Below are 5,625 nucleotides of genomic sequence, written 5' to 3'. Positions count from 1 at the left end.
ACTTGGATCAATAGTAAGTGTGTCCTGATTATATGAAGCACTTACACCGGTGCTTGCTACCAAAATTCCCACCATTGTAGCTATAACTGCTAATGCCTTTCTCATATGTTAAACCTCCATTGTATAATAAATGAAAACCTTTTTATGTTCACTTTCATATTACACAATAACGTTTTTATTCTCAACAGTGTCTAAAATATGCTAACCAATTATAAAATTTTTACACCTTTTATGGCACCGGTGTCTGTGTTCGTTTATGATGTAAGCAGAACAAAATTTTGCCACCTCTGATATCCGGATTACTTCATTGCCAGCCAATTTCTCTAATCCCTAAACAGCTTAACATTACTTCACCACATTGTTTTCAATAAGATTTCCCATTTCAAAAGATTTGGCATTCTCTAAAGTTGTGTAGCTTATTGCCTCTAGTGCCTCTTCTGTTAAAAATGCCTGATGAGAAGTAACTATTACATTTGGAAACGACAAAAGTCTTGATGTTATGGATGTCTCTAATATATCATCTTCCCTGTTTTCAAAAACATTCTTAGTTTCCTCTTCATATACATCAAGACCTACACTGTGAAATTTGTGCTCCCTTATTCCCTGTATCAAATCCTGAGTATCAATTAAAGCTCCCCTTGATGTATTTACTAAGACCACGTTGTCCTTCATTTTTTTAATAGTCTTTTTATTTATCATATGATAAGAATCATCTGTCAGTGGACAATGTAGGGAAATTAAGTCGCTTTTTTCTAATACTGTATCTAAATCCGTATATTCCACAAAATTCAAATCCGGATTTTTGTAAATATCATATGCCATAACCTTCATTCCAAATCCTCTGCAAATACGACACATTGCCGCTCCGATTTTTCCTGTTCCAATTATTCCTGCTATTTTTCCATGAAAATTAATTCCCGTAAGTCCCACAAGGCTGAAATTATTTTCCCTGACCTTAATATATGCCTTGTGAATATGTCTGTTACTGGCAAGGGCTAATGCCATGGCATGCTCTGCCACAGCTTCCGGTGAATATCCCGGAACTCTTAACACCGTAATTCCATATTTTTTTGCAGCCCCTACATCCACGTTATTATATCCCGCGCAACGCATAAGAACTAACTTTACGCCACATTCTTTCAATATTTTTAATACTTTTTCACTTACATCAGAACTTACAAAAGCACATATGGCATCATATCCTTTTGCATATTTTGCAGTTCTTTCACTTATATCTTCCTCCGCATACTCTATTTGAATGTCCTTATATTCAGGGATTATTTTATCAAAGGATTCCCTGTCATATTTTTTTGTGTCATAAAATAAAATTTTCATGTATTTATTACCTCCTTTTAAAACATAACATACCATATGGAAGTTTTATAGATATCAGAAAACACAAAATAGCGAAGCAAAAGCTCCGCCATTAATTGTTACATAATATTCATATAGATACTTACATATCCTCTTTCCGTCTGGCTTCCACTGCTTCTTCTAACATCATATCCTTAACCTTCATTAAACGAATCTGGGTACTTCTCTCATTTTCATCTAATTTCATGGTTATATATTTTATATTGTCCAAAGCCTGAGGAATTATTACATGTTCTAATGCATTTACCCTTCGTCTTGTTTTTTCTATTTCCGATGCCATAAGCTGACATGATTTTTCTATTTCAGCAAGCTTTATCATATCAGAAAAAACATTAGACAATGAGTATACTGCATCATCTAAATCCCCGGCAGTGAAAGCATATCCATAAGAATATATATCCCTTCCGCCAATTTCAGTTTTAGCACAAAATTGTGGAATGTCAACACTCATTATATTTTTGTAATCCTGCTTTATTTCCAACGACTTATTATTAGCCATAAGGGCTGTGTTTAAAACCTCTTCACTCATTCCTGCCCTGGCCACGGCAAACTCCCTGTTTGCCCTTTTAAGTCCCTCTTCAACTTTAAGTCTGAGCCTCATATTTTCCTTTATCATATCCATAAACTGTCTTACTAACTCGTCACGTTTATCCTTTAACAGTTTATGTCCTCTTGTGGCAGACATAAGCTTCTTTTTTTGCCTTGTAAGCTCCATTCTCGTTGGATTTACACGTGTAGATGCCATAAAACTTCCCACCTTTCGTTAACAAATCCGTTATATGTCCTACTTGCTAATATAGTATTTATCAAGGTATTTTTCGTCAATACGCTTTAATTCTGATTTTGGAAGCATTGACAAAAGTTTCCAGCCTACATTCATTGTCTCCTCTATGGATCTGTCTGTATCATATCCCTGGGAAACATATTCCTTCTCAAATTCATCTGCAAACTTAGCATAAATAAGGTCAATATCAGACAATGCTGCCTCACCTAAAATTGTCATAAGTTCCTTGGCATCCTTACCTCTTGCATAGGCAGAAAACAGCTGATTCATTACATTACTGTGGTCAGCTCTTGTTTTTCCTTCACCTATACCTTTATCCTTTAATCGTGAAAGTGAAGGCAATACATCAATAGGTGGTGTAATTCCCTTTCTATATAGTTCACGGCTTAAAATAATCTGTCCTTCCGTTATATATCCTGTAAGGTCAGGAATAGGATGGGTTTTGTCATCCTCAGGCATTGTAAGAATAGGAATCATGGTTATACTTCCGTCTTTTCCTCTCTGACGGCCTGCACGCTCATAAAGTGTGGCAAGGTCAGTGTACATGTATCCCGGATAACCTCTTCTTCCAGGGACTTCCTTTCTTGCTGCAGATACCTCACGAAGGGCATCTGCATAGTTAGTAATATCAGTAATAATTACCAGTACATGCATTCCCTTTTCAAAGGCAAGATATTCTGCTGCTGTAAGTGCCATTCTAGGGGTGGCAATACGTTCAACTGCCGGGTCATTGGCAAGGTTCATAAACATTACAGTTCTGTCAATGGCTCCTGTTTCCTTAAAGCTGTTGACAAAAAAGTCTGATTCCTCAAAGGTAATTCCCACTGCTGCAAAAACTACTGCAAAAGGCTCATCTGTTCCTACTACCTTTGCCTGTTTTGCAATCTGAGCTGCCAAATTGGCATGAGGAAGACCTGATGCGGAAAATATAGGAAGCTTCTGTCCCCTTACTAATGTATTTAAGCCGTCAATGGCAGATATTCCTGTCTGAATAAATTCTGAAGGATAATTTCTTGCTGCCGGATTCATGGCAATACCATTAATATCCTTTCTTTCATCAGGTAAAATATCCGGACCGTCATCTATGGGATTTCCAAGACCATCAAATACTCTTCCTAACATGTCCATTGACACTCCAAGTTCCATGCTTCGTCCTAAAAATCTTACCTTACTGTTTGAAAGGTTAATACCTGTTGAATCTTCAAAAAGCTGAACTAATGCATTGCTTCCGTTTACCTCTAAAACCTTGCATCGTCTTACCTCTCCATTTGCCAGTTCTATTTCACCTAATTCATCATAAGTTACTCCTGAAACGTCCCTTACCAACATAAGAGGTCCGGCAACTTCCTGTATGGTTCTGTACTCTTTTGGCATATTAGAACTCCTCCTTCTTTAAAGTATTGGCAATCTCAATATCCAGTCTGTCGTTTATTTCTGCAAATTCTTTATCAAGCTCATCTTCATGAGTATATTTAAAACGTCCGATTGCCTCACGGACAGGCATTTTTATCAGAGCTTCCACATCTGCTCCATTGTCCAATGCCTCCTTAGATTTCTCATAAAATCCAATTACTAATTCCATCATCATCTCCTGTTTCTTAAGAGACGTATATGTGTCTACTTCGTGGAAGGAATTTTGATGAAGATAATCCTCTCTAATAGAACGGGCAGCTTCCATTTTTAGTCTGTCCGGTGCAGATAATGCATCCATACCTACCATTTTTACTATTTCATCCAGTTCTGACTCATCATGTAAAAGACTCATTAACTTTTGTCTTAAAGTAAGCCAGTTCTTATTAATATTTTCCGTAAACCATCCACCTATGCTGTCTACATAAAGTGAATAGCTTGTAAGCCAGTTTATTGCCGGGAAGTGACGCTTATATGCCAGATTAGAATCCAGACCCCAGAATACTTTTACAATACGAAGGGTTGCCTGAGATACCGGCTCTGAAATATCTCCTCCCGGAGGTGATACGGCACCGATAACTGATAATGCCCCGTCTCTTCCTTCTTTTCCCAGGGTAACCACATCCCCTGCCCTTTCATAAAACTGGGCAAGACGGCTACCTAAATATGCCGGATATCCTTCTTCACCAGGCATTTCTTCCAATCGTCCGGACATTTCACGAAGGGCTTCTGCCCATCTTGAAGTGGAATCAGCCATAAGGGCTACTGAATATCCCATATCACGGAAATATTCCGCAATGGTTATACCTGTATATATGGAAGCCTCTCTGGCTGCTACAGGCATATCTGATGTGTTGGCAATAAGAACTGTTCTTTCCATAAGGGAATGTCCTGTTTTAGGATCCTTTAACTCCGGAAATTCATTTAAAACATCCGTCATTTCATTTCCACGCTCGCCACAGCCGATATATACTACAATATCTGCCTCAGCCCACTTAGCAAGCTGATGCTGTATAACTGTTTTTCCGCTTCCAAATGGTCCCGGAACTGCTGCCACACCACCTCTTGCAATAGGAAACAGTGTGTCAACAACTCTCTGACCTGTAATAAGAGGTTTATTAGGTGCCTTCTTTCTCTTGTAAGGTCTGCCTTTTCTTACCGGCCATTTCTGCATTAATGTAAGTTCCTTTTCACCATCTGAAGTTTTTATTACTGCAACGGTTTCAGTTACATCGTAGGTTCCTCCGTTTATTTTTACGATTTCACCCTTAATTCCATATGGAACCATTATTTTCTGTGTAACTACGGCAGTTTCCTGTACGGTTCCAATAATATCTCCTGCCTCAACCATATCTCCTACCTTTGCCGTAGGAACAAATTCCCATTTTAATTCTCTTTTAAGTGACGGAACCTGAACTCCCCTCTTTAAAAGATTTCCGGAAACCTTCATAATGTCATCAAGAGGTCTTTGTATACCATCATATATGCTGCCTATTAATCCCGGACCTAACTCAACAGACATTGGTGCACCGGTGGATACAACCTCTTCTCCTGGTCCAAGTCCTGACGTTTCCTCATATACCTGAATAGATGCCCGGTCATCATGCATCTCTATTATTTCACCTATTAATTTTTTATCGCTGACCCTTACCACGTCAAACATGTTAGCATCACGCATTCCGTCAGCAATTACCAAAGGTCCTGCTACTTTTCTAATAATTCCCTTGCTATGTTCCATGCTTCTTCCTTTCCTGTCATCAGGTTACCTGTCAACATTTTCTAATTATTTCCAAATACAATGTCAGAGCCTATTGCCTGTTCCACTGATTTCTTGACTCCCAAAACACCTTCTCCGGTGTTACCAAGTACACCGGGAATCAAAATAATTGCCGGGGTTACTCTTTCCCTGTATCTGTCTATTTCTTCGGAAATTTCTGCCGCTAATGATTCAGTTATATAAATAATTGCATATTCATTATCAGCTAACCTTCTAAGTTCCTTTATTGCCAAAACCTTGTCATCTAAAGGAAATATATCAACTCCTAAGGCACTAAATC

The 5,625-nt window shown here is 38.3% G+C and carries 5 protein-coding genes; all 5 read right to left on the bottom strand.

Annotated features, from left to right (window positions below; translation table 11 throughout):
* Positions 1–345: 345 nt before the first annotated feature.
* Positions 346–1,335, bottom strand: coding sequence for a 2-hydroxyacid dehydrogenase (locus tag Q5O73_RS07795; protein ID WP_302669405.1), 990 nt, complete (start codon positions 1,333–1,335; stop codon positions 346–348).
* A 121-nt stretch (positions 1,336–1,456) separates the two neighbouring features.
* Complete coding sequence (locus Q5O73_RS07790; RefSeq protein WP_021951871.1) at positions 1,457–2,119, bottom strand: V-type ATP synthase subunit D; 663 nt, start codon at positions 2,117–2,119, stop codon at positions 1,457–1,459.
* A 39-nt stretch (positions 2,120–2,158) separates the two neighbouring features.
* A complete protein-coding gene (locus Q5O73_RS07785) occupies positions 2,159–3,532 on the bottom strand; it encodes a V-type ATP synthase subunit B (RefSeq protein WP_021951870.1) in 1,374 nt (457 codons plus the stop codon).
* A 1-nt stretch (position 3,533) separates the two neighbouring features.
* Positions 3,534–5,306 carry a V-type ATP synthase subunit A gene (locus Q5O73_RS07780; protein WP_186840596.1) on the bottom strand — a complete coding sequence of 591 codons (1,773 nt, stop codon included), beginning with the start codon at positions 5,304–5,306 and terminating at the stop codon, positions 3,534–3,536.
* Positions 5,307–5,347: 41 nt separating this feature from the next.
* Positions 5,348–5,625 (bottom strand): V-type ATP synthase subunit F (locus tag Q5O73_RS07775; protein ID WP_302669404.1); only part of this gene is annotated, 278 nt, incomplete at its 5' end.

This window comes from Eubacterium sp. AF15-50 (genome assembly GCF_934835595.1).
GTDB classification, from domain to species: domain Bacteria; phylum Bacillota; class Clostridia; order Lachnospirales; family Lachnospiraceae; genus Eubacterium_G; species Eubacterium_G segne.
This window is presented reverse-complemented; position numbering and strand designations above follow the sequence as displayed.

Coding starts and splice junctions, on each gene's coding strand:
- Q5O73_RS07795 (WP_302669405.1), bottom strand. CDS start 1,335: ATGAAAATTTTATTTTATGACACAAAAAAATATGACAGGGAATCCTTT.
- Q5O73_RS07790 (WP_021951871.1), bottom strand. CDS start 2,119: ATGGCATCTACACGTGTAAATCCAACGAGAATGGAGCTTACAAGGCAA.
- Q5O73_RS07785 (WP_021951870.1), bottom strand. CDS start 3,532: ATGCCAAAAGAGTACAGAACCATACAGGAAGTTGCCGGACCTCTTATG.
- Q5O73_RS07780 (WP_186840596.1), bottom strand. CDS start 5,306: ATGGAACATAGCAAGGGAATTATTAGAAAAGTAGCAGGACCTTTGGTA.